Annotated in this window: 20 protein-coding genes; 4 read left to right on the top strand and 16 right to left on the bottom strand. The window is 73.8% G+C overall.

Going from position 1 to position 22,801, the window contains the following annotated elements:
- Positions 1 to 34: 34 nt before the first annotated feature.
- The 6 genes from tpiA to rapZ all read right to left on the bottom strand — a co-directional run bounded on the left by tpiA (position 35) and on the right by rapZ (position 6,199).
- Entirely contained in the window at positions 35 to 826 is a 792-nt protein-coding gene (tpiA, locus tag OG994_RS02835; RefSeq protein WP_120327360.1) for a triose-phosphate isomerase, read from the bottom strand.
- Entirely contained in the window at positions 826 to 2,025 is a 1,200-nt protein-coding gene (locus OG994_RS02830) for a phosphoglycerate kinase (protein WP_328852101.1), read from the bottom strand. Before OG994_RS02830 ends, tpiA begins: the two co-directional genes overlap by 1 nt.
- Positions 2,022 to 3,026 (bottom strand): type I glyceraldehyde-3-phosphate dehydrogenase, encoded by a 1,005-nt coding sequence (gap, locus tag OG994_RS02825; protein ID WP_120327358.1) that lies wholly within the window; start codon positions 3,024 to 3,026, stop codon positions 2,022 to 2,024. Before gap ends, OG994_RS02830 begins: the two co-directional genes overlap by 4 nt.
- 324 nt (positions 3,027 to 3,350) lie before the next feature.
- Positions 3,351 to 4,331 (bottom strand): DNA-binding protein WhiA, encoded by a 981-nt coding sequence (gene whiA / locus OG994_RS02820; RefSeq protein ID WP_120327357.1) that lies wholly within the window; start codon positions 4,329 to 4,331, stop codon positions 3,351 to 3,353.
- A 54-nt stretch (positions 4,332 to 4,385) separates the two neighbouring features.
- The gene (locus OG994_RS02815; RefSeq protein WP_120327356.1) at positions 4,386 to 5,357 is read right to left on the bottom strand and encodes a gluconeogenesis factor YvcK family protein; all 972 of its coding nucleotides are present in this window, start codon (positions 5,355 to 5,357) and stop codon (positions 4,386 to 4,388) included.
- Entirely contained in the window at positions 5,354 to 6,199 is an 846-nt protein-coding gene (gene rapZ, locus OG994_RS02810; RefSeq protein WP_120327432.1) for an RNase adapter RapZ, read from the bottom strand. Before rapZ ends, OG994_RS02815 begins: the two co-directional genes overlap by 4 nt.
- A 411-nt stretch (positions 6,200 to 6,610) precedes the next feature.
- On the opposite strand from rapZ, the gene recQ reads away from it, so the two are divergent.
- On the top strand, positions 6,611 to 8,467 hold the full coding sequence (gene recQ / locus OG994_RS02805; protein WP_328852100.1) for a DNA helicase RecQ: 1,857 nt from the start codon (positions 6,611 to 6,613) through the stop codon (positions 8,465 to 8,467).
- Between the two features lie 28 nt (positions 8,468 to 8,495).
- Here the strand turns inward: recQ and uvrC are convergent, their stop codons facing one another.
- The 4 genes from uvrC to rsgA all read right to left on the bottom strand — a co-directional run bounded on the left by uvrC (position 8,496) and on the right by rsgA (position 15,622).
- Positions 8,496 to 10,622, bottom strand: coding sequence for an excinuclease ABC subunit UvrC (gene uvrC / locus OG994_RS02800; protein ID WP_328852099.1), 2,127 nt, complete (start codon positions 10,620 to 10,622; stop codon positions 8,496 to 8,498).
- A 95-nt stretch (positions 10,623 to 10,717) separates the two neighbouring features.
- Positions 10,718 to 11,203 carry a Rieske (2Fe-2S) protein gene (locus tag OG994_RS02795; protein ID WP_120327353.1) on the bottom strand — a complete coding sequence of 162 codons (486 nt, stop codon included), beginning with the start codon at positions 11,201 to 11,203 and terminating at the stop codon, positions 10,718 to 10,720.
- Between the two features lie 233 nt (positions 11,204 to 11,436).
- Complete coding sequence (uvrA, locus tag OG994_RS02790) at positions 11,437 to 14,379, bottom strand: excinuclease ABC subunit UvrA (protein ID WP_120327352.1); 2,943 nt, start codon at positions 14,377 to 14,379, stop codon at positions 11,437 to 11,439.
- Positions 14,380 to 14,542: 163 nt separating this feature from the next.
- Complete coding sequence (gene rsgA, locus OG994_RS02785) at positions 14,543 to 15,622, bottom strand: ribosome small subunit-dependent GTPase A (protein WP_328852098.1); 1,080 nt, start codon at positions 15,620 to 15,622, stop codon at positions 14,543 to 14,545.
- 173 nt (positions 15,623 to 15,795) lie between these two features.
- Here rsgA and OG994_RS02780 point away from each other — a divergent pair, with 173 nt between their 5' ends.
- Both OG994_RS02780 and OG994_RS02775 read left to right on the top strand, forming a co-directional pair.
- Positions 15,796 to 16,512, top strand: coding sequence for a maleylpyruvate isomerase family mycothiol-dependent enzyme (locus tag OG994_RS02780; RefSeq protein ID WP_120327350.1), 717 nt, complete (start codon positions 15,796 to 15,798; stop codon positions 16,510 to 16,512).
- 7 nt (positions 16,513 to 16,519) lie between these two features.
- Positions 16,520 to 17,173: an MBL fold metallo-hydrolase gene (locus OG994_RS02775; protein ID WP_120327349.1), complete on the top strand. Its 654-nt coding sequence runs from the start codon at positions 16,520 to 16,522 to the stop codon at positions 17,171 to 17,173.
- Positions 17,174 to 17,243: 70 nt separating this feature from the next.
- On the opposite strand, the gene OG994_RS02770 is transcribed toward OG994_RS02775, so the two are convergent.
- Together OG994_RS02770 and OG994_RS02765 are read right to left on the bottom strand one after the other, a co-directional pair.
- On the bottom strand, positions 17,244 to 17,867 hold the full coding sequence (locus OG994_RS02770; protein WP_120327348.1) for a DedA family protein: 624 nt from the start codon (positions 17,865 to 17,867) through the stop codon (positions 17,244 to 17,246).
- An 88-nt stretch (positions 17,868 to 17,955) separates the two neighbouring features.
- Positions 17,956 to 18,651 carry a class I SAM-dependent methyltransferase gene (locus OG994_RS02765; protein WP_120327431.1) on the bottom strand — a complete coding sequence of 232 codons (696 nt, stop codon included), beginning with the start codon at positions 18,649 to 18,651 and terminating at the stop codon, positions 17,956 to 17,958.
- A gap of 172 nt (positions 18,652 to 18,823) precedes the next feature.
- Between OG994_RS02765 and OG994_RS02760 the strand changes: the two genes are divergently transcribed.
- A complete protein-coding gene (locus OG994_RS02760; RefSeq protein ID WP_120327347.1) occupies positions 18,824 to 19,027 on the top strand; it encodes a cold-shock protein in 204 nt (67 codons plus the stop codon).
- Positions 19,028 to 19,075: 48 nt separating this feature from the next.
- On the opposite strand, the gene OG994_RS02755 is transcribed toward OG994_RS02760, so the two are convergent.
- The 4 genes from OG994_RS02755 to OG994_RS02740 all read right to left on the bottom strand — a co-directional run bounded on the left by OG994_RS02755 (position 19,076) and on the right by OG994_RS02740 (position 22,775).
- The gene (locus OG994_RS02755; RefSeq protein ID WP_328852097.1) at positions 19,076 to 20,368 is read right to left on the bottom strand and encodes an MFS transporter; all 1,293 of its coding nucleotides are present in this window, start codon (positions 20,366 to 20,368) and stop codon (positions 19,076 to 19,078) included.
- Positions 20,365 to 20,940, bottom strand: coding sequence for an ArsR/SmtB family transcription factor (locus OG994_RS02750; RefSeq protein ID WP_328852096.1), 576 nt, complete (start codon positions 20,938 to 20,940; stop codon positions 20,365 to 20,367). The genes OG994_RS02755 and OG994_RS02750 overlap by 4 nt, the downstream gene beginning before the upstream one ends.
- 107 nt (positions 20,941 to 21,047) lie before the next feature.
- A complete protein-coding gene (locus OG994_RS02745) occupies positions 21,048 to 21,956 on the bottom strand; it encodes a hypothetical protein (protein WP_328852095.1) in 909 nt (302 codons plus the stop codon).
- A 354-nt stretch (positions 21,957 to 22,310) separates the two neighbouring features.
- Complete coding sequence (locus OG994_RS02740; protein WP_328853644.1) at positions 22,311 to 22,775, bottom strand: MarR family winged helix-turn-helix transcriptional regulator; 465 nt, start codon at positions 22,773 to 22,775, stop codon at positions 22,311 to 22,313.
- Positions 22,776 to 22,801: the final 26 nt, after the last annotated feature.

Genomic DNA, 22,801 nt, shown 5'->3' with positions numbered 1-22,801 from the left:
CCGGCGGACGGGCGGAGTCAAGGATAGCGAGCGATCAGCGGGCGATGTGTTCCGGGAACCGGCAGATCTGCGCGAATTCCTCGGCGTCCAGGCTCGCCCCGCCCACCAGCGCCCCGTCCACGTCCGGCTGGGCCATGATCGCTGCGACGTTCGACGCCTTGACCGAACCGCCGTAGAGCACCCGGACCTGGTCGGCGGTGCCCTGGTCGTACAGCTCGGCCAGCCGCTCGCGGACCGCCGCGCAGACCTCCTGCGCGTCCTCCGGGGTCGCCGTCTTGCCGGTGCCGATCGCCCAGATCGGCTCGTACGCCACGACCACCTTCGTGACCTGCTCGGCGCTGATCCCCTTCAGGGCGCCTTCGAGCTGGTCCGCGCAGTGCGCCACGTGGCGGCCCTGCTCGCGCACCTCCAGCCCCTCCCCCACGCAGAGGATCGGGGTCAGCCCGTGGGTCAGCGCCGCCTTCACCTTGGCGTTGACCAGCGCGTCGTCCTCGTGGTGGTAGGCCCGCCGCTCGGAGTGCCCCACCACCACGTACGTGCAGCCGAGCTTGGCGAGCATCGGCCCCGACACGTCGCCGGTGTACGCGCCCGAGGCGTGCGGCGACAGGTCCTGCGCGCCGTAGCCGATCAGCAGCTTGTCGCCCTCGACGGCGGTCTGCACGGTGCGCAGGTCGGTGAAGGGCGGCAGCACCACCGTCTCGACGTCGGTGAGCTGCTTCTCGGTGAGGCTCGCCGCGAGCTTCTGCACCAGCAGGTTCGCCTCGAGGTGGTTGAGGTTCATCTTCCAGTTGCCGGCCATCAGCGGCCGGCGGGTGGCGCCCGCCATCAGTTCTCCAGAGCAGCGATGCCGGGGAGGGTCTTGCCCTCCAGGTACTCCAGGGACGCCCCACCGCCGGTGGAGATGTGCCCGAACGAGGACTCGTCGAGCCCGAGCGCCCGCACGGCGGCGGCCGAGTCGCCACCACCGACGACCGTGAACGCGCCGGAGCCGGCGATGGCCTCCGCCACCCCGCGGGTGCCGTGCGCGAACGGGGCCATCTCGAACACGCCCATCGGGCCGTTCCAGAAGATCGTCCGCGCCCCCTTGAGGGCGGCCGCGAACCCGGCCACGGTCTCCGGGCCGATGTCCAGCCCCAGCCGGTGGCTGGGGATGCCGTCGGCGCGGACGGTGTCGTGCGCCGCGTCCGGGGCGAACGCGTCGGCGGCCACCACGTCGACCGGCAGCATGATCTTGCCGGGCGCGCGCTCCATGAGGTTGCGGCAGGTCTCGACCATCTCCTCCTCGAGCAGCGACGTGCCCACCTCCAGGCCCTGCGCCTTGAGGAACGTGAAGCACATCCCGCCACCGATGAGCAGCCGGTCGACCGTCGGCAGCAGCGCCTCGATCACGGCCAGCTTGTCGGAGACCTTGGAGCCGCCGAGCACCACCACGTACGGGCGCTCCGGCTCGCCGGTCAGGGTGGAGAGCACCTCCACCTCGCGCAGCACCAGCCGGCCGGCGAAGTGCGGCAGGCGGGCCGCCACGTCGTAGACGCTCGCGTGCTTGCGGTGCACCGCGCCGAACGCGTCGTCGACGTACGCCTCGCCGAAGACCGCGAGCTGGTCGGCGAAGGCGCCCCGCTCGGCCTCGTCCTTGCTGGTCTCGCCGGCGTTGAACCGCAGGTTCTCCAGCAGGGCGACCTCACCGTCGGCGAGCCCGTCCACCGTGGAGCGCGCCGACTCGCCGACCGTGTCGGTGGCGAAGTGCACGGCCGTGCCCAGCAGCTCGCCGAGCCGGTCGGCGACCGGCCGGAGGCTGAACTGCGGATCCGGGGCGCCCTTCGGCCGGCCCAGGTGCGAGCAGACGGTCACCTTCGCGCCGGCGCCGGTGAGGGCGCTCAGCGTGGGCAGGACCGCGCGGATGCGGCCGTCGTCGGTGATGGCGCCGGACTGCTTGTCGAGTGGGACGTTCAGGTCGGCGCGCACCAGCACGCGCCGACCCGAAACCCCCTCGGCGAGCAGGTCGTCGAGGGTACGGATGCTCACAGCGAGCTACCCACCAGCTTGACGAGGTCCACGAGCCGGTTCGAGTAGCCCCACTCGTTGTCGTACCAGCCGACGACCTTGACCTGGTTGCCGATCACCTTGGTCAGCGGCGCGTCGAAGATGCACGACGCCGGGTCGGTCACGATGTCCGTGGAGACGATCGGGTCCTCGTTGTAGGTGAGGATGCCCTGGAGCGCGCCCTCCGAGGCCGCCTTCAGCGCGGCGTTGACCTCGTCCACGCTGGTCTCCCGGCCGACCGTGACGGTCAGGTCGGTCACCGAGCCGGTCGGGATCGGCACGCGCAGCGCGTAGCCGTCCAGCTTGCCCTTGAGGTCCGGCAGGACCAGGCCGATGGCCTTCGCGGCGCCGGTCGAGGTCGGGACGATGTTCAGCGCGGCGGCCCGGGCGCGGCGCAGGTCCTTGTGCGGGGCGTCCTGCAGGTTCTGGTCCTGCGTGTACGCGTGGATCGTCGTCATCAGGCCGCGCTCGATGCCGAACGTGTCGTGCAGCACCTTCGCCATGGGGGCGAGGCAGTTGGTGGTGCAGGAGGCGTTCGAGATGATCGTGTGCTTGGCCGGGTCGTACTGGTCGTGGTTGACGCCCATGACGACCGTGACGTCCTCGTTCTTGGCCGGTGCCGAGATGATGACCTTCTTGGCCCCGCCGTCGATGTGCGCCTTGGCCTTCGTGGCGTCGGTGAAGAAGCCGGTCGACTCGATGATCACGTCGGCGCCGACGTCACCCCACGGCAGCTTCGCCGGGTCCTTCTCGGCGTACGCCTTGATGGTCTTGCCGCCCACCGTGATCTCGTCGGCGGTGGCCTTGACCTCCTGCGGCAGGCGGCCCAGGATGCTGTCGTACTTGACAAGGTGGGCGAGCGTCGCGTTGTCGGTCAGGTCGTTCACCGCCACGACCTCGATGTCAGCGCCGGACGCCAGCACTGCCCGGAAGAAGTTGCGGCCGATCCGACCGAAGCCGTTGATGCCAACCCGGATGGTCACAGGTCCCATCTCCTCGCGTTCTGGTCCGCCGGTCGCAGACCGTGTCGCCGGCGGAGTGATGTGCGCCGACCGTTGGAGCCGGCCGTTGACAGTTCATCTCGGCCACCCCGCCGCGGTCCGGGAGGACCTGACCGCCCGAGGCGGTGCGCACGGCGTGGAGTGCCGGTGCCGGCCCCCTTGCCGTACGCTGCGACCTTATCCGAGCGCGTGGCTGGGCGCTGCGCGGGGTGGTGATCGGCTCGCGTTTCCGCGCCCGTCGCGCACCCCGCCGGAGGCAGGGCGCGCCTGCCGGCCCGCTCGCCTCCGCTGACCGCCACCGTCCTATCAGACCACGAGCATGTCGGGCGTGACGGCCGCTTCCGTATCCGGGATGCCCAGGTCACGGGCGCGCTTGTCGGCGAGCGCCAGCAGCCGCCGGATCCGGCCGGCGATGGCGTCCTTGGTCAGCGGCGGGTCGGCGAGGGCGCCCAGCTCCTCCAGCGAGGCCTGGCGGTGCTCCAGCCGCAGCCGGCCGGCCGACGTGAGGTGCTGCGGGGCGTCGTCGGCGAGGATCTCCAGCGCCCGCGTCACCCGGGCCGCGGCCGCCACCGCGGCGCGCGCCGAGCGGCGCAGGTTGGCGTCGTCGAAGTTGGCCAGGCGGTTCGCGGTCGCCCGCACCTCCCGGCGCACCCGGCGCTCCTCCCACGCGAGCACGCTGGAGTGGGCGCCGATCCGGGTGAGCAGCGCGGCGATCGCGTCGCCGTCCTTGACGACCACCCGGTCCACCCCGCGCACCTCGCGGTTCTTGGCGGTGATGCCGATGCGGCGGGCGGCGCCCACCAGCGCCAGCGCCGACTCCGGGCCCGGGCAGGTGATCTCCAGCGCGCTGGAGCGCCCCGGCTCGGTCAGCGAGCCGTGCGCCATGAACGCGCCCCGCCACGCGGACACCGCGCAGCACACGTTCGCGGCCACCACGTGCGGGGGCAGGCCGCGCACGGGACGGCCCCGCACGTCGAGCAGGCCGGTCTGCCGGGCCAGCGCCTCGCCGTCCTTCACCACCCGGACGATGAAGTGGCTGCCCTTGCGCAGCCCGCCGGAGGCGAGCACGTGGATCTCGCTGGGGTAGCCGTACACCTCCGCGATCTCCCGCCGGAGCCGGCGGGCCACCGCCCCGGTGTCGAGCTCGGCCTCGACCACCACCCGGCCGGAGACGATGTGCAACCCACCGGCGAAGCGCAGAAGCGCCGCCATCTCCGCCCGCCGGCAGCAGGGCTTGGGCACGTCGACCCGACTCAGCTCGTCCTTGACCGCAGCCGTCATCGCCATTGTGCGTCCCCTCACGGACCGGTTCCGGCGTGTCGCCGGAGATTACGTACGTGTCTAACGATCGGCGCCCAGGACCGGCACCAGTGCGGCGCCCAGGGCGGCTGGGTCGTGGCGAGGAGTGCCGTCGGGGACGGCGACGGGGGCGAGGACCAGCCGGGCACCCAGCGATTCTGCCGCACGTTCGACCGGTTCGGGGTCACCCACCGCCGTGGCGTCCGCCAGGACGTGATCGACTTTCAGCTCCGGCAGGTACCAGCTCAGCGCGGCGAGGTGGTCGGCGACGGAGAGGCGGAGTGTCTCCTTCTCGGCGGCGAGGTTGAGGGTGACCAGCCGGCGGGCCGGGCTCGACACGATGGCGTCGGCCAGCTGGGGCACCAGCAGGTGCGGCAGCACGCTCGTGTACCAGCTGCCCGGGCCGAAGATCAGCCAGTCCGCGGCGCCGATCGCCTCGACCGCCTCCGGGCAGGCCTCCGGCGCGGCGGGGGTCAGCCGCAGCGACTCGACGCGGCCGGTGGTGACGGCGACCTGGTGCTGCCCGGTGATCGTCCGGACCTCGTCGGGCCGGTCCGGGTCCGCCCCGCGGACCTGCGCCTCGATGCCCACCGGCTGGCAGGACATGGGCAGCACCCGGCCCACGGCGCCGAGCATCGCGCCGGCGTGTTCGAGCGCGGCCACCGGGTCGCCGAGCAGCTCCATGAGCCCGCACAGCACCAGGTTGCCGACCGCGTGCCCGGCCAGGCCGTCACCGGAGCCGTTGCCCGGCACCTCGGCGAAGCGGTGCTGGAAGAGGCCCGCGCTGCGCCGGGTGGCCGGGTGGTCGCCGGCGAGCGCCACGAGGGCCTGCCGCAGGTCGCCCGGGGGCAGCCCGCCCCGCTCGGCGCGCAGCCGGCCGCTGGAGCCGCCGTCGTCGCCCACCGTCACCACGGCCGTGATGTCCAGATCCAGCTTCGGTGCGCACCGGCGCAGTGCCCGCAGTGAGGCGGACAGACCGTGACCGCCCCCGAAGGCCACCACCCTCATCGTCATTCCCGTCCCAGGTCGCGGTGCTGGGCGTTGGCGGCGAGCCCGGACTGGCGCAGGCGGGCGGCCAGCTCCTCCGCGATGGCCACGCTGCGGTGCTTGCCGCCGGTGCAGCCGACGGCCACCGTCAGGTAGCGCTTGCCCTCCCGCTCGAACCCGGTGGTGGTGGCGTTCACCAGGTCGGCGTACGCGGCCACGAAGGCCTCCGCGCCCTCCTGGCCGAGCACGTACGCGCTCACCGCCTCCTCCCGGCCGGTGTGCTCGCGCAGCTCGGGCACCCAGTACGGGTTGGGCAGGAACCGGGCGTCCAGCACGAAGTCGGCGTCGGGCGGCAGGCCGTACTTGAAGCCGAACGACAGCACGGTGACCCGCAGCCGGCGGGCGTCCTCGCCGCCGAACAGCTCCTCGATGCGCCGCCGCAGCTGGTTCACGTTCAGGTGGCTGGTGTCGATGATCACGTCGGCCTGGTCGCGGGCCTCCTCCAGCAGGCCGCGCTCGACCGCGATGCCGTCGGCGAGCCGCCCGTCGCCCTGCAACGGGTGCGACCGGCGCACGCTCTCGAACCGGCGGATGAGCACCTCGTCGTCGGCGTCCACGAAGACCACCCGGGGCGAGAAGCCGCGCTCCCGCAGCTCCCGGATCGCCCCCGCCAGGTCCGTGGAGAAGGCGCGCGAGCGGACGTCGAGCACCATGGCGGTCCGCCGGGCCGCCCCGCCGGCCTTGAACGCCAGCTCGGCCATGTCGAGCATGAGCGCCTGCGGGAGGTTGTCGACCACGTAGAAGCCGACGTTCTCCAGGGCCCGCGCCACCGTGCTCCGGCCGCCACCGGAGAGCCCGGTGACCACCACGAGTGTGGTCTCCGACTCCGCCGGCGCCGGCTGCCCGGCGGCGGTCTCCGCCGAGGTGTCGTGCCGTCCCTCGGCCGTACGCGCCTCGCTCACCCGCTACCCCCAAGCCGTGGCGTTCGTGGCCGTCCCGGCCACGAACGGTCAATCAGCGACTCTATCCCGGCCCGGGCGCCGGCTGCCGGCAAGCCCCAGGAGCACCACCAGCCCCAGCGCCGGCGGGAGCTGGCTTCTTCAGGGACGGGGTGATCGGCGCGGGGTGATCGGCGCGGGTGATCGGCGCGGGGTGGTCGGCGCGGGGTGGTCGGCGCGGCGGTCCCGGGGCGGCGCCGGACGGTGGGCTGCCGGGCGCGCGGGCTCTGGCGGCGGCGCGGGCGGCCGGGCGGCGTCGGGCCCGACTCGTAGACTTCGCGGATGGTCTCCCCCACCGACCTGCGCACCGCCGACGCCCGGGAGGTGCTGCGCCGGGTCTTCGGCTACGACGCCTTCCGCGGCTTCCAACAGGACGTGATCGACCACGTGGTCGCCGGTGGTGACGCGCTCGTGCTCATGCCCACCGGTGGCGGCAAGTCGCTCTGCTACCAGATCCCCGCGCTCGTACGCCCCGGTGTCGGCGTCGTGGTCTCCCCGCTGATCGCGCTCATGCAGGACCAGGTCGACGCGCTCACCGCGCTCGGCGTCCGCGCCGGCTTCCTCAACTCGACGCTGGACCTCGACGCCCGCCGCCGGGTCGAGGCCGCCTTCCTCGCCGGCGAGCTGGACCTGCTCTACCTGGCACCCGAGGCGCTGGGCAGCCGGTCCACCGTCCAGCTGCTCGACCGCGGGAAGATCGCCCTCTTCGCGATCGACGAGGCGCACTGCGTGTCCCAGTGGGGGCACGACTTCCGGCCCGACTACCTGGCCCTGTCGATGCTGCACGAGCGGTGGCCGGACGTGCCCCGCATCGCGCTGACCGCCACGGCGACCAGCGCCACCCGCGCCGAGATCGCCACGCGGCTCGACCTCACCGGCGCCCGGCACTTCGTGGCGAGCTTCGACCGCCCCAACATCCAGTACCGGATCGTGCCGAAACGGGAGCCCCGCAAGCAGCTGCTGGCCCTGCTGCGCGACGAGCACCCGGGCGACGCCGGCATCGTCTACTGCCTCTCCCGCGCCTCGGTGGAGAAGACTGCCGAGTTCCTCACCGCCAACGGCGTCGCCGCCCTGCCGTACCACGCCGGGCTGGACGCTTCCACCCGCGCGGCCCACCAGCAGCGGTTCCTGCGCGAGGACGGGCTGGTCATGGTGGCCACCATCGCGTTCGGGATGGGCATCGACAAGCCGGACGTCCGCTTCGTCGCCCACCTCGACCTGCCCAAGTCGGTCGAGGGCTACTACCAGGAGACCGGCCGCGCCGGGCGCGACGGGCTGCCGGCGACCGCCTGGCTCGCGTACGGCCTCCAGGACGTCGTCCAGCAGCGCAAGCTCATCGAGACGTCGGAGGGCGACGCGGCGCACCGGCGCGGGCTCGCCCGGCACCTGGACGCGATGCTCGCGCTCTGCGAGACGGTCCGCTGCCGCCGCGCCCAGTTGCTGGAGTACTTCGGCGAGCCGGCGACCGGCGCCTGCGGCAACTGCGACACCTGCCTGGGTCCGCCGGAGTCGTGGGACGGCACGATCGCCGCACAGAAGCTGCTGTCCACCGTGTTCCGGCTGGACCGGGAGCGCAACCAGCGCTTCGGGGCCGGGCACTGCATCGACATCCTGCTCGGGCGGCGCACCGAGAAGGTGACCCAGTTCGGGCACGACTCGCTGACGGTCTTCGGCATCGGCGGCGAGCTGCGGGAGGCCGAGTGGCGCGGCGTCGTCCGGCAGCTGCTCGCCGAGGGTCTGCTGGCGGTCGAGGGCGACTACGGCACGCTGGTGCTCACCGACACGAGCGCCGAGGTGCTGGGCCGCCGGCGGTCGGTCATGATGCGCCGTGAGCCGGAGCGTCCGGCGTCGAGTCGGGCCGGCCGGTCCCGCGCGGCCGCCGCCGCGGCGTCCGCCGAGCTGCCCCCGGCCGCCGCGCCGGTCTTCGAACGGCTCCGCGCCTGGCGCGCGGCCGCCGCGAAGGAGCAGGGCGTCCCGGCGTACGTGATCTTCCACGACGCGACGCTGCGGCAGATCGCCACGGACGCGCCCGCGTCCCTCGCCGAACTGTCCCGCGTGAGCGGCGTCGGGGAGAACAAGCTCGCGAAGTACGGCGAGCAGATCCTCGCCGTGCTCGCCGAGGCCGCCGCCACCGACTGACCCGGCGGGCGTCGTCGCGCGCCGACGGTCAGTCGCCGCGCGCGGCGGCTTCCGCGTCGCCGCTCGGGACCGGCTCGATACCGCCGGTCGCGCTGGCGTCCGCGCCGCCGGTCGCGCTGGCGTCCGCGTCGCCGCTCGGGGCCCGCTCGATGCCGCCGTTCGCGGTGGCCTCCGCGCCGCCGCGTGCGGTGGCCCCCGCGCCGCCGTTGAGGGCGGCCAGCACGGCCTCGGCCGTGCGCCGCCCCACCCCCGGCACCTCGGTGATCTCGTCGACGGTGGCCGCCGAGAGCCGCTTCAGCGACCCGAAGTGCCGCAGCAGCGCCTTGCGCCGCACCTCCCCGAGGCCCGGCACCGTGTCGAGCGCCGACTGCGTCATCCGCTTCGACCGGCGCTGCCGGTGGAAGGTGATGGCGAAGCGGTGCGCCTCGTCGCGGACGCGTTGCAGCAGGTAGAGCCCCTCGGAGGTGCGCGGCAGGATCACCGGGAACTCGTCGTCGGGCAGCCAGACCTCCTCCAGCCGCTTGGCGAGCCCGCAGAGCGCGACGTCGTCGATCCCCATCTCGGCGAGCGCCTGGGCGGCGGCCGCCACCTGCGGCGGCCCGCCGTCGACGACCACCAACTGCGGCGGGTACGCGAACTTCCGGGGCCGCCCGGTGGTCGGGTCGACCAGCGCGCCGACCCTGGGCTCGTCGGCGTCCGCCTGGCCGGCCGGGGCCTCCGGGTCGTCGGCCGACTCCACACCGGCCTCGCCGGTCTCGGCCCGGGCGTCGAGATAGCGGGCGAAGCGGCGGCGCAGCACCTCGGACATCGCCGAGAGGTCGTCGGTGGCGCCCCGGATGATGAACCGCCGGTACTCGCTCTTGCGGGGCAGCCCGTCCTCGAAGACGACCATGCTGGCCACCACGTCGGTGCCCTGGATCTGCGAGACGTCGAAGCACTCGATGCGCAGCGGCGACGTCCGCATGCCCAGCGCCTCACCGATCTCGTCGAGCGCCTTGCCGCGGGTCGTGAGGTCGCCGGCGCGGCGCAGCTTGTGGCGCGCCAGCGCGTCCTTGGCGTTGCGCGCCACGGTCTCCATGAGGGCACGCTTGTCGCCGCGCTGCGGCACCCGCAGGGTGACCCGGCTGCCCCGATGGCCGGACAGCCAGTCGGCCAGGGCGTCGGCGTCGGCCGGCAGTTCGGGGACGAGCAGTTCGCGGGGCACGTCGGCCTCGCCGTGCTCGCCGCCGTAGACCTGGGTGCAGAAGTGGTGCACGAGGTCGCCGGTGGTCAGGTCCTCCGTCTTCTCCACCACCCAGCCGCGCTGGCCGCGGACCCGCCCGTCGCGGACGTGGAAGACCTGCACGGCCGCCTCGAGCGGGTCGTCGGCGAACGCGACCACGTCGGCGTCGGTGCCGTCGCCGAGCACCACTGTCTGCTTCTCCATGGCCCGGCGCAGGGCGGCGATGTCGTCGCGCAGCCGCGCGGCCCGCTCGAACTCCAACTGCTCGCTGGCCTCGGCCATCTCGCGTTCGAGCTTGCGGACCATCGTGTCGGTGCGCCCGGCCATGAAGTCACAGAAGCCGTCGACGATCTCCCGGTGCCGCTCGGCCGAGACGTTGCCGACGCAGGGCGCCGAGCACTTGCCGATGTAGCCGAGCAGGCAGGGTCGCCCGACCTGGCCGGCCCGCTTGAACACCCCGGCGGAGCAGGTGCGGGCCGGGAAGACGCGCAGCAGCAGGTCGAGCGTCTCGCGGATCGCCCAGGCATGCGAGTACGGCCCGAAGTAGCGCACCCCCTTGCGCTTCGCGCCGCGCATCACCTGCAGCCGGGGGTACTCCTCGTCGAGGGTGACGGCCAGGTAGGGGTAGGACTTGTCGTCGCGGTAGCGGACGTTGAACTTCGGGTCGTACTGCTTGATCCAGGTGAACTCCTGCTGGAGCGCCTCGACCTCGGTGCCCACGGTGATCCAGTCGACCGACTCGGCGGTGGTCACCATCTGGCGGGTGCGCTCGTGGAGGTTCCAGAGGTCGCCGAAGTAGGAGTTGAGGCGGCTGCGCAGGTTCTTCGCCTTGCCGACGTAGATGACCCGGCCGGTGCCGTCGCGGAAGCGGTAGACCCCCGGCGACTCCGGGATGGTGCCGGGTGCGGGACGGTAGGTCGAGGGGTCAGCCACGGATGCAAGCCTAGTCCGGGGCACCGACGCTTCCCCGGCCCGGCGCGGCCCGGGCGAACCCGGGCCCGCGCCGTCCGGGCCGCATGATCGACCGGTCAGGCGAACGAGATCTGGTCGCCGACGACCTTGACGGGCTTGGCGGGGAGCGGCTTCGTCGCCGGGCCGGCCTTCACCGAGCCGTCCTCGATCGAGAACTTGCTGAAGTGGCACGTGCAGTTGATCGTGCCGCCGTCGACGTTCGACACCGGGCAGCCCTGGTGGGTGCAGATGGGGTCGAAGCCCTTGAACTCGCCAGGACTGGGCTGGGTGATCACGACGCCCTCCGCGGCGAGGACCTTGCCCCCGCCCAGCGGGATGTCGGTGGTGGTCGCCAGGGACTGGGCGCCCTGCCGGTCGCCACCGCCGGCGTCCCCGGTGCTGGGAACCGCAGGCCCGCCGCTGGTGGGGCCGGTGGCGCCGCCGCCCGTGTCGTCCCCGCCACAGGCGGCCAGGACGACGGCCGCCCCGACGGCGCCGGCGCCGGCGAGCAGCACCCGCCGCGTCTGCGTGGTCGGACCGGTCGGCTCCTGATCGTCACTCATGCCTCGCCCTTCTCTCTCGGCTGCGCGGCCCGTCCTGGCCCCCGTGGCCACACTTCTGCACACGCCCCACTGTGCCGGACGGTTCACCCGGTACGCGCCGGAACCCCACGCGTGACCGCCCCGTGGGCACGCCGAGCCCCCGCCGGGCCGGCCGCCGGCGAGCAGCGGCCTGCCCCGTCGGTGATCGGTCAGCGCCCGCGGTGATCGGTCACCATGCCCCCGCCGGTGATCGGTCAGCGCGCCCCGGCGGGGACCTTCCGCCCGGCGCGGGACTTCGCGCCGTTGGCCTTGGCCGCCCGCGACGTGGCCGCGGCGGCGCCCTTGGCCTCGCCGTCGAGCCGGAGCACCTGGCGCAGGAACCGCCCGGTGTGGCTCTCGGGCACCTCGGCGACCTCCTCGGGGGTGCCGGTGGCGAGCACCGTGCCGCCGCGGTGACCGCCCTCGGGACCCATGTCGATGATCCAGTCGGCGGTCTTGATGACGTCGAGGTTGTGCTCGATGGTGATCACCGTGTTGCCCTTGTCGACCAGGCCCTCGAGGACCATCAGCAGTTTGCGGATGTCCTCGAAGTGCAGGCCCGTGGTCGGCTCGTCGAGCACGTAGACCGTCCGGCCGGTGGAGCGCTTCTGCAGCTCGGAGGCGAGCTTGACCCGCTGCGCCTCGCCGCCGGAGAGGGTCGGCGCGGGCTGGCCGAGGCGGACGTACCCGAGGCCGACGTCGACCAGCGTCTTCAGGTGCCGGTGGATGGCCGGGATGGCGGAGAAGAACTCGGCCGCCTCCTCGATCGGCATGTCCAGCACCTCGGCGACGGTCTTGCCCTTGTAGTGGACCTCCAGCGTCTCCCGGTTGTAGCGGGCCCCCTTGCAGACCTCGCACGGGACGTACACGTCGGGCAGGAAGTTCATCTCGATCTTGATGGTGCCGTCACCCGAGCAGGCCTCGCAGCGCCCACCCTTGACGTTGAAGGAGAACCGCCCGGGCCCGTAGCCGCGGACCTTCGCCTCGGTGGTCTCGGCGAAGAGCTTGCGGATGTGGTCCCAGACGCCCGTGTAGGTGGCCGGGTTCGACCGGGGCGTACGCCCGATCGGCGACTGGTCGACGCCGACCACCTTGTCGACGTGCTCCAGGCCACTCACCCGGGTGTGGCGGCCCGGCACCAGCCGGGCGCCGTTGATCTGGTTGGCGAGCACGGCGTAGAGGATGTCGTTGACCAGGGTCGACTTGCCCGAGCCGCTGACGCCGGTGACCGCGATGAGCTGGCCGAGCGGGAAGCTCACGGTGAGGTTGCGCAGGTTGTGCTCGCGGGCGCCGTGCACCACCAGCTCCCGGCCCGGCGTCTGCGGCCGGCGGTGCGCCGGGGTGGGGATCGACCGGCGGCCGGACAGGTACGCGCCGGTCACCGAGTCCGGGTTCTCCAGCAGGGCGGGGACCGAACCGCTGTGCACGATCCGGCCGCCGTGCTCCCCGGCGCCCGGGCCGATGTCGACGATCCAGTCGGCCGTGCGGATCGTGTCCTCGTCGTGCTCGACCACGATGAGGGTGTTGCCCAGGCCCCGCAGGCGGACCAGCGTCTCGATCAGCCGGTGGTTGTCGCGCTGGTGCAGCCCGATCGACGGCTCGTCCAGCACGTAGAGGACGCCGACCAGGCCCGAGCCGATCTGGGTGGCCAGGCGGATGCGCTGCGCCTCGCCGCCGGAGAGGGTGCCGGCCGGCCGGTCGAGGGAGAGGTAGTCGAGGCCGACGTCGAGCAGGAACCGCAGCCGGGCGTTGATCTCCTTGAGGACGCGCTCGGCGATCATCTTCTGCCGGTCGGTGAGCTCGATGCCGGCGAGCAGCTCGGCGCACTCCCCCACCGACAGGTTGCAGACCTCGGCGATGCTCTTGCCGGCGATCGTGACGGCGAGCACCTCCGGCTTGAGCCGGGCGCCACCGCAGGCCGCACACGGCACGTCCCGCATGTAACCCTCGTACTTCTCCCGCGACCACTCCGACTCGGTGTCGGAGTGCCGGCGCTCGATCCACTGCACCACGCCCTCGAAGCCGGTGTAGTAGGAGCGCTCACGGCCGTACTTGTTGCGGTAGCGGACGTGCACCTGGTCGTCGGAGCCGTGCAGGATCGTCTTCTGCGCCCGGGACGGCAGCGCCCGCCACGGCGTGTCCAGGTCGAAGTGCTCGGCCTCGCCGAGCGCCTCCAGCAGCCGGAGGAAGTACTCCAGGGTGTGCCCCGTCGCCCAGGGCTGGATGGCGCCCTCGCGGAGGGTGCGCTCCGGGTCGGGGACGACCAGCTCCGGGTCGACCTCCTTCTTGGTGCCCAGACCGGTGCACTCGGGGCAGGCGCCGTAGGGCGCGTTGAACGAGAAGACCCGGGGCTCCAGGTCCTCGATGGCGAGCGGGTGGTCGTTGGGGCAGGCCAGGTGCTCGGAGAAGCGCCGCTCCCGGTCGGGGTCGTCCTCGGGCAGGTCCACGAAGTCGAGCAGCACGATGCCGCCGGAGAGGCCGAGCGCCGCCTCCACCGAGTCGGTCAGCCGCTGCTTGGCGCTCGCCTTGACGGAGAGGCGGTCGATCACCACCTCGATGGTGTGCTTCTCCTGCTTCTTGAGCTTCGGCGGCTCGGTCAGCGGGTGCACCACGCCGTCGACCCGGGCCCGGGCGTAGCCCTTGGCCTGCAGCTCGGCGAACAGGTCGACGTACTCGCCCTTGCGCCCCCGCACCACGGGGGCCAGCACCATGAAGCGGGTGCCCTCGGGCATGGCCAGCACCCGGTCGACGATCTGCTGGGGGCTCTGCCGGGAGATCCGCTCGCCGCAGACCGGGCAGTGCGGCTCGCCGACCCGGGCGAAGAGCAGCCGCAGGTAGTCGTAGACCTCGGTGATGGTGCCGACCGTGGACCGCGGGTTGCGCGAGGTGGACTTCTGGTCGATCGAGACGGCCGGGCTCAGCCCCTCGATGAAGTCGACGTCGGGCTTGTCCATCTGCCCGAGGAACTGCCGCGCGTACGACGAGAGCGACTCGACGTAGCGGCGCTGCCCCTCCGCGAAGATCGTGTCGAAGGCCAGGCTCGACTTGCCCGACCCGGACAGCCCGGTGAACACGATCAGGGCGTCCCGGGGCAGGTCGAGACTGACGTCACGCAGGTTGTGCTCGCGCGCGCCACGGATGATCAGTCGGTCGGCCACGGTCCGTGTACTCCCGGGTGAAGAAGATGAGGCGGATCTGTCCGCTCGGAGGCGATGTCGAGCGGTTGTGCGGGCGCAGGAATGACGCCTCGGCAACTCTAGCCCCGAGGTACGACAATTCTCTGCGCCCGCGCATTCCCCCAGCTCAGCCCGGTCGGCCGGGTCAGAGCCCACCCGGCGAGGGCGGGCGCGCGGGACGGTTCGCGCGCCGCCGGGCGCCGCGCCATCCGCCCCGCCGCTCGGCGGCCAGCCGCGCCTCCCGCCGGCGGCTCTCGAAGGCCACCTCCCGCTGCAGGCGGCGCCAGCTCTCCCAGCGCCGGGCGGTCAGCTCGCCGTTCTCCAGCGCCTCGCGCACCGCGCAGGCCGGCTCGCCGTCGTGGGCGCAGTCGGCGTACCGGCAGCCGGTGGCCAGCTCGGCGATGTCGGCGAAGGCCCGGTCCAGCCCCGCCGAGCCGTCGAGCAGCCCCACCGCCCGTACCCCGGGGGTGTCGAGCACGGCGCCACCGCCCGGCACCGGCACCAGCGACCGCCACGTGGTCGTGTGCCGGCCCTTGCCGTCCACCCGCCGGATCGCCTGCGTGGGCATCACCACGGCGCCGGCCAGCGCGTTCACCAGGCTCGACTTGCCGGCCCCGGAGGGCCCGAGCAGGCCCAGCGTGCGCCCGTGCGCGACGTGGGCGCGCAGCGGCGCCAGGCCGACGCCGCGTTCGGCGCTCACCGGCAGCACCGGCACCCCCGGCGCGACCGCCGCGAGCTGGCGGGCGACCGCGCCCGGATCGGCGGCCAGGTCGGCCTTGGTGAGCAGGACCAGCGGCTGGGCGCCCGACTCGTGGACGAGCGACAGCAGGCGCTCGATGCGGCCGGTGTCCGGCTCCGGGTGGACCGGCTCGACCACCGCGGCGGCGTCGAGGTTGGCGGCGAGCACCTGCCCGCTGGCGTCCTTGCCCGCCGTGCGGCGCACCAGGGCGGTACGCCGGGGCAGCACGGCCTCGACGGTGCGCCGCCCGTCCGGCCAGGCGCCGACGAGCACCCAGTCACCTGCGCACGGCAGGTTGGTGAGGTCACGGGCGGCGGCCGCCAGCACCGCCCCGCCCGTGCTGGCACGGACCGGGCCCTCGGCGCAGAGCACCGTGCAGACGCCCCGGTCGACCCGGGTCACCCGGCCCGGGCGGTGGTCGGTGCGTCGACGTACGTGGGCCGCCCACCCGGCGTCCCAGCCGAGGGCGGTCAGATCGATTCTCATGGCATCCTCATCGGTGTCGGAGGTGATGGCGGAACACGCGTGCCTCGACCGGCATGAGCCCCACCTCCTCCCGACGTCCGGTGCCGCGTTGCCGCCGACGGTAGGGGTCGCGCAGCCGCGCCGAAACCCATTTCCCCGGCGACGCCGCGCGGCCGTACCGCTAGGGTCGGTACGTGACCACGGACCCGCTGCTGCTGACCGGCGAGGTGGAGGACGCGACGTCGCGTCTGCTGCGCACCGCGGCCGCCTTCGACGAGGCCGACCTCGCCGCCGCGTCGCTGCTGCCGGGCTGGACCCGCGGCCACGTGCTGGCCCACCTGGCCCGCAACGCCGACGGCTTCGTCAACCTGCTCACCGCCGCCCGCACCGGCGAGCCCCGGCCCATGTACGCGTCGCCGGCCGTCCGGGCCGCCGACATCGAGGCGGGCGCCGCCCGGGCGCCGGACGCGCACCTCGACGACCTGCGCCGCTCGGCCGACCGGTTCGCCGAGGCGGTGGCCGCCATGCCCGCGGCGGCGTGGACCGCGACGGTGGAGACGCCCGGTGGGCCGAAGGTCGCCGCCGAGCTGGTCTGGTGCCGGCTGCGGGAGCTGGAGGTGCACCACGTGGACCTGGCCGCCGGACGCCGCGCGGCGGACTGGCCGGATGCCTTCGCCCACCGGCTGCTGCACGAGGTCGCCACCGACCTGGTCGGCCGGCCCGGCGTGCCGGCGATGGTGCTGCGTTTCGACGGCTCCCGACACGAACTGGTGATCGGTGAGCGCGCGCAGGCCCCCGTCGTCGCCGGTCCCGCACCGCACCTCGCCGCCTGGCTCATCGGCCGCGGCGGCGCCGAACCGCTCACCGTGACCCCCGACGGCCCCCTGCCGAACCCACCGGAATGGATGTAGACACCCGATGACCTACAGCGGAGACGTGACCCCCGGCGGCCCGCCGGCGGTGCGCGAGCTCGACCGGCTCACCGTCAGCAAGCTCTCGGTGGGCCCCATGGACAACAACGCCTACCTGCTGACCTGCCGGGCGACCGGCGAGCAGGTGCTGGTCGACGCGGCCAACGAGGCGCCCCGCCTGCTGGAGCTGATCGGCGATCGGGGCCTCGCCGCCGTGGTCACGACCCACCAGCACATGGACCACTGGGTGGCGCTGGAGGAGGTGGTGGCCAAGACCGGCGCGCGGGCGCTCGTGCACGCCGACGACGCCGCCGGCCTGCCGATCGAGGCGGAGACCCTCACCGACGGCGACAGCGTCCCCGTCGGCGACTGCGCGCTCGAGGTCATCCACCTGCGCGGGCACACCCCCGGCTCGATCGCCCTGCTCTACCGGGACCCGGCCGGCACACCGCACCTGTTCACCGGCGACAGCCTCTTCCCCGGTGGGGTGGGCAACACGGACAAGGACCCGGAGCGGTTCGCCATGCTCCTCGGCGACGTCGAGCGCAAGCTGTTCGACCGGCTGCCGGACGAGACCTGGTTCTACCCGGGCCACGGCAAGGACAGCACGCTCGGGGCGGAGCGGCCGGCGCTGCCGCAGTGGCGGGCCCGCGGCTGGTGACCGCCGCCCGGCCGCCCTCGGCGCGTGGCCGTCCGGGCCGGCCGCCGCGACCGCCGGTGGCGCCCCGGGCTCAGGCGGCGGTGTCGCCGTCGGTCATCGCGCGCAGCCGGCGGCGGGTGCCCAGCAGCACGATCCCGGCGAGCACCAGCCCGACCGCCATGGTGGCCAGCATCGGGCTGGACTCGCCGGGCAGCAGCCCGGCCACCGACCGGGACGCGGTGCCGAGCACCAGGTAGAGCCCGGCCCAGCCGGCGGCGCCGAGGGCCGCGCAGCCGACGAACCGCCGGTACGACATCCGCAGCCCGCCGGCGGCCAGCGGCAGCAGGGCGTTGAACACGGGCAGGAACGGCGCCACCAGGATCATCCGGCCGCCACCGCGGTGCAGCACGGCCTCGGCCGCCGCCCAGCGGGACTCGCCGATCCAGCCGCCGAGGCGGCTGCGGCGCAGCCGCTCGCCGTAGTGGCGGCCGGCCAGGAAGCTCAGCGACCAGCCGGCGACGCAGCCGCCGACCACGGCGGCGAAGGTGGCCAGCCCCGTCGCGGGCCGGCCCACCCCCACGGCGGCGAGGATCGCCACGTCGCCCGGCACCAGCACCCCGAGCAGGGGTACGGCGTCGAAGAGCATGACCACTCCGAGCACCCCCACCAACAGGGTGGTGGGCATCTCCCCGACCTGGGCCAACCAGTCCGCCATGATCTGTACGCTATCGGCGGCGCGCCACCCGCACCTCCGGTTTGATCCCCCACGACCCCCTGACTCCACCTCGGGGTGGACCCTGATCTCACCTGGGTCGCAGCACCTGCACCCGGCGGACGGGGGACCCGACGGTGGGCTCGGTGGTGGGCACCGGGTAGCTGGCGACCACGGCCAGCCGGCCGGCCGGCAGGTGGCCGCGGTCCGGGTCGCCCACCAGCACGTCGGCGCCACCGGCCGCGGCGCGGGCGAGGAAGGGCAGCATCCGGTCGGCCAGCGCCCGGTCGTAGAGCACGTCCCCGGCGACGAGCAGGTCGGTGCCGGCCGGAGCGGAGTCGAGCAGGTCGTCAGCCGTGACGGCGACCCGCACCCGGTTGACCCGGGCGTTGACGGTCACGGCGGCGACGGCGTACGGGTCGATGTCGTTCGCCGTCACCTGCGCCGCTCCCGCGAGGGCGGCGGCGATCGCCACGAGCCCCGATCCCGCGGCCAGGTCGAGCACCCGCCGTCCGGCGGCCAGGTCGGGGTGGTCGAGGAGGTGGCGGGCGAGCGCCTGCCCGCCGGCCCACGCCGACGCCCAGTACGGCGGGGGGAGCCGGCGCCCGGCGTGCGCCTCCATCCGCGCCCACCACAGGATGGGGTCCTCCGCGACGTGCAGCCGCACCTCGGGGACGAACGGGGTGGGCGCCAACCGCAGGCGGTCCGGTCCGCCTCCCGGCGCGCCGATCTCGCGTTCCAGCTCCACCAGCGCGGCCGTCGCGGGATCCCTCACCGGCGCAAGCATGCCGCAGGTCCGGTGCGGCGGGGCCGGTTTCGGCGGGTCGCCGGACGAGTTCACCCGGTCACCTGCGGCACTTCGCCCGGCGGATGACGGTTTGGCCGGTTAGTGTCGGGGAGGTACAGGGCGATCATCGGCCAGACGCCGGAGATCACCCGCTGTGAACAGGGAGAGACGCATGGCAACCGGCACGGTTAAGTGGTTCAACTCGGAAAAGGGCTTCGGCTTCATCGAGCAGGACGGCGGCGGCCCGGACGTATTCGTCCACTACTCGGCCATCCAAGCCAGCGGCTACCGGGAGCTGAGCGAGGGGCAGAAGGTCGAGTTCGAGGTGACCCAGGGCCAGAAGGGACCACAGGCGGACAACGTCCGCCCCATGTAGTTCCCCACCCGCGGCGGCGGTCGGGGCTCCGGCCGCCGCCGCGGTGTCTCACGGCGCCGGCACGGGATCCGCGGGGTACGTCGCGGGCAGGTCCCGGCGGCGGCGCAGCGGCCCGCCGAGCAGGATGAGCGGCGTGACCGCCAGCCAGCCGGTCATCGCCAGCATGGCGACGCGCACGCCGAACGTGGCCGCCAGCGTGCCCGCCAGCAGCGCGGCGAGCGGGATGGTGCCGTAGTTGAGCAGCTGCATGCTCACCGTGACGCGGCCGAGCAGGTGGTGCGGCGGGTACGTCTGCCGGAAGGTGCCCTTCAACACGTTGTTGACGGCCACGCCGAGGCTGAGCAGCAGCCCGCCGGCGGCCGGGAGGAGCAGGGCCGCACCCGGGCCGGCCAGCGGGATCAGCAGGGCGGGCGGCCCGCTGAGCGCCGCGCCGAGCAGCATGGCGCGGGCGGTGCCGACGCGGCGACCGACCACGGTGGCCAGCAACGCGCCCACGACTCCCCCGGCGCTCATCGCCGCGACGAGCAGGCCGACCGCGCCCGGGGCGAGCCCGACCTCCCGGACCAGGAACACCACGAGCACGGCCTGGTAGCCGACCAGGCCGACGTTGCTCGCGGCCCCGAAGACGGTCATGACCCGCAGGTACGGGTCGCGGGCGACGAACCGTACGCCCTCGGCGATCTCCCGGCGCAGCGACCGCCCGCCGGCGGCGCGCGCCGGCCGGGGTTCCGCCGTGCGGATCCGGGCCAGGCAGGCGGCGGAGGCGAGGAACGTCAGCGCGTCCAGGACCAGGGCGGCCACCGCCCCGACGGCCTGCGCGATCAGCCCGGCGAGGCCGGGCCCGACGACGTAGCTCGCCGTCTGGGTCGCCTGCAGCTTCGCGTTGCCCTCGGGCACCTGCGCCGGGGACAGCAGGACGGGCAGGTAGACCTGGTCGGCGGTCTCGAAGAAGACCCGGGCCAGCCCGGCGGCGAACGCCACGACGAACAGCTGCGCGATGGTGAGCGCCCCGGCCAGGGCCGCGACCGGCACGCTGAGGAAGACCAGCGCCGAGACGAGGTCACAGGCGATCATGAGGGGGCGGCGCCGCATCCGGTCGACCCAGGCGCCGGCCGGCAGACCGACGAGCAGCCACGGCAGCCAGGCCGCCGCCGTGAGCATCGCGACCTGCGCGGCGCTCGCGTCGAGCACGGCCACCGCGACGAGGGGCAGCGCCACCGCCGTGACGTTGCTGCCCACGCTGCTGACCGCCTGGCCGGCCCAGAGCAGCCGGAAGTCCCGGTGCCGGAACAGGCCACCGGCCGGCACGGACCCCGGACGGGTCGCGGAGAGGGCGGTCACGGCTGGGCCGGGACGCCGTGGGCGAACACGAAGACGGGATGCCGCTCCCGCCCGTCGTCCGGGATCTCGCGGTCCCCCCAACGGGTCAGGAGGTCGTTCAGCTCGCGTCCCAGCTCGGCCAGCTCCTCGGGGGTGAGGCGCAGCCAGCGGTCGGTGGAGAAGGGCCCGTCGCCCCAGGCCGCATGGGTCGCCTCGTCGGCCGCGTGCCAGACGCGGGCCAGCGTGACCTGCCGGTCGAGGTTGAGTGAGATGGCCGCGTCGGCCACCGCGCGGGCGGCCGGGTCGTCGTCGAAGTCCGCGCTCGACCAGCGGACTCCCCGGCTGACGAGCCGCCACCAGCGCTCACGGCGGTCGCGGGCCAGCTCGGGGGCCTCCACGACCAGATCGGCGGCGGCGAGCACCTTGAGGTGGTGGCTGACGTTGGCCGGTGCCTGCCCGGTGCGTTCGGCCAGCAGGCCCACCGTGGTGGGGCCGTGCACCTTGAGCACGTCCATCAGGCGGCGGCGCAGGGGGTGGGACAGGGCGGCCAGTACCCGCGAGTCGGTGACCTGGCGTACGTCGCGGTTCTCCATGCGCCGAGCCTGACATGGACAACACCAGTTGCGCAAGAGTTATTGCGAAACGGTCGTTGCCGATCGGCGGGCGGGCCGCCCCGAGGGCCGGGGCGGCCCGCCGCGCCTCAGGCGGCCAGCCGGCGGGCGAGTTCGTCCGCGACCTGCTGCGCCATGGTCGGGGGGATCGCCTCGGCGATCTTCTCCGGCGTCAGCGAGGCCAGCACACCCTGCACGATGGCCGGCTCGTCGGTGAAGTCCTTCGTGGACAGACCGTCCATCTTGGCCACCAGCGCCGGGTACGCCTGGGCCATGGCGAGCATCAGGGTCAACGGGGAGTTGGCCAACGGCGGGTTGACCAGGCCCTTCGTGCCGATCGGCGAGATCAGCCAGTTGCGCAGGTTCGACAGGTCGGCCAGGACGTCGTCGACCGTGCGGTTGGGGTTGCCGGTGTCGCGGCGGAGCTTGTCGGTGAGTTCCATCTCGTCCTCCTTCGGGGGCGAGGCGATCAGGCCGATGCCGATGAGGTACCGGCGGAACAGCGGGGTCTGGTCCCGGCCCGCCTTGATCGCGTCGCGGAAGAAACTGAAGTGGGTGTGCCACAGGTGCGAGTCGTCGCCGCTGCTGCGCCGGCGCAGCCGGTCCCACCGCCGGACCGTCCGGCCGTCCGGGCTGTAGATGATCTCCCGGATGTCCCGGGTGTCCGGGGCGTTCGCGGCGCACTGCCCCACGCACCAGACGGAGAAGCTGCGCAGGTCGTGCGTACGCCCGGCCGAGGTGACCCGGAACTGACCGACGTCGAGCGCGGCCGCGTCCAGGGTCAGCCCCGCCCGGTCGCGAGGCGACTCGACGACCGAGTAGTCGTTGGCGACCACCCGGTCGGACCCGCAGTGGTAGCCGCCGCGGTGGTTCGGGTCGCCGACGATCCCGACCTCGGCGGGCTCCAGGTCCGCGTCACGGGTCCTGTCCTTGTCGATGTTCAGGTGGGTGAGCAGCAGGCTGCGTACGGCCATCAGGTTCGCCGGAGCCCGGGTCATCAGTTCCCCCTTCCAGTCGGCCGGGGGCCGGGCGCAGCGTTACGTCGCGTCATCGGACGAGGCGGTGCGCGTGCCCGGCCGGTTACCGCACGGCGCCGGGCGTTGCCCCCACCATAGCCCGGTCATCAGGCAAACGCCCAGGTCAGAGCGTTTCACGTTCACGTTGGACGCGCCAACCCGCCACTGCGGACACGGCGCGACACACCGCCGCACGCGGTGGCGCACTCGAGTGCCGTCACTCACCGTGAAGCGGCGCGCGGGATGTCCACTGTGGCGAGGCGACCGTCCAACCGGGACGGACGCCGGTCCGGACGGGCCGCAGTCGGGACGGACGCCGGTCGGGACGGACGCCGGTCAGGACGGCCGGCGGGAGGGATCGACGCGCGCGGCCCGCATCTCGTCGCGGTGCTCCCGCATCGACTCGACCATCGCGCGCAGGAACCGGTGCACCACCCGCAGCTCGTCGTCGCTGAAGGCCGCCGTGACGGCGCCCGTACGCCGGCCCAACGGCTGGAAGAACGCCATGGCGAGCGCGGCGCCCGGGTCGGCGTACCGCAGCAGGACCTTGCGCCGGTCGGTGGCGTCCCGGTCCCGGCGAAGGTGGCCGGCGCGTTCCAGCCGGTCGACCAGTGCCGTGACGGAGCCCGAGGAGAGGTTCAGGTGTTCCCCGAGCCGGCCGGGCGTGATCGGGTCACCGACGAGTTCGGCGTCCATCACCGCGACCAGCGCCTGCAGATCGGTGGCGTTGAGGCCGTGCAGGGCGGCGAAGGCGTGCCCGATGTAGTGCGCGTCCGTCGAGTAACGCCGCAGGTCGCCGATCGGCGTGACGCCGGCCCGCGAGGGCG

The organism is Micromonospora globbae (genome assembly GCF_036184225.1).
Taxonomy (GTDB): domain Bacteria; phylum Actinomycetota; class Actinomycetes; order Mycobacteriales; family Micromonosporaceae; genus Micromonospora; species Micromonospora globbae.
The sequence above is the reverse complement of the archived record's forward strand: the minus strand, read 5'-3'. Positions and strand labels throughout refer to the sequence as shown.

What these genes read in the sequence shown, in the direction of transcription:
- tpiA (WP_120327360.1), bottom strand. Translation starts at nt 826, where the DNA reads ATGGCGGGCGCCACCCGCCGGCCGCTGATGGCCGGCAACTGGAAGATG.
- whiA (WP_120327357.1), bottom strand. Translation starts at nt 4,331, where the DNA reads ATGGCGATGACGGCTGCGGTCAAGGACGAGCTGAGTCGGGTCGACGTG.
- OG994_RS02750 (WP_328852096.1), bottom strand. Translation starts at nt 20,940, where the DNA reads ATGGAGAACCGCGACGTACGCCAGGTCACCGACTCGCGGGTACTGGCC.
- OG994_RS02760 (WP_120327347.1), top strand. Translation starts at nt 18,824, where the DNA reads ATGGCAACCGGCACGGTTAAGTGGTTCAACTCGGAAAAGGGCTTCGGC.
- OG994_RS02765 (WP_120327431.1), bottom strand. Translation starts at nt 18,651, where the DNA reads ATGCTTGCGCCGGTGAGGGATCCCGCGACGGCCGCGCTGGTGGAGCTG.
- OG994_RS02775 (WP_120327349.1), top strand. Translation starts at nt 16,520, where the DNA reads ATGACCTACAGCGGAGACGTGACCCCCGGCGGCCCGCCGGCGGTGCGC.
- rsgA (WP_328852098.1), bottom strand. Translation starts at nt 15,622, where the DNA reads ATGAGAATCGATCTGACCGCCCTCGGCTGGGACGCCGGGTGGGCGGCC.
- OG994_RS02815 (WP_120327356.1), bottom strand. Translation starts at nt 5,357, where the DNA reads ATGACGATGAGGGTGGTGGCCTTCGGGGGCGGTCACGGTCTGTCCGCC.
- OG994_RS02770 (WP_120327348.1), bottom strand. Translation starts at nt 17,867, where the DNA reads ATGGCGGACTGGTTGGCCCAGGTCGGGGAGATGCCCACCACCCTGTTG.
- OG994_RS02745 (WP_328852095.1), bottom strand. Translation starts at nt 21,956, where the DNA reads ATGACCCGGGCTCCGGCGAACCTGATGGCCGTACGCAGCCTGCTGCTC.
- OG994_RS02795 (WP_120327353.1), bottom strand. Translation starts at nt 11,203, where the DNA reads ATGAGTGACGATCAGGAGCCGACCGGTCCGACCACGCAGACGCGGCGG.
- recQ (WP_328852100.1), top strand. Translation starts at nt 6,611, where the DNA reads ATGGTCTCCCCCACCGACCTGCGCACCGCCGACGCCCGGGAGGTGCTG.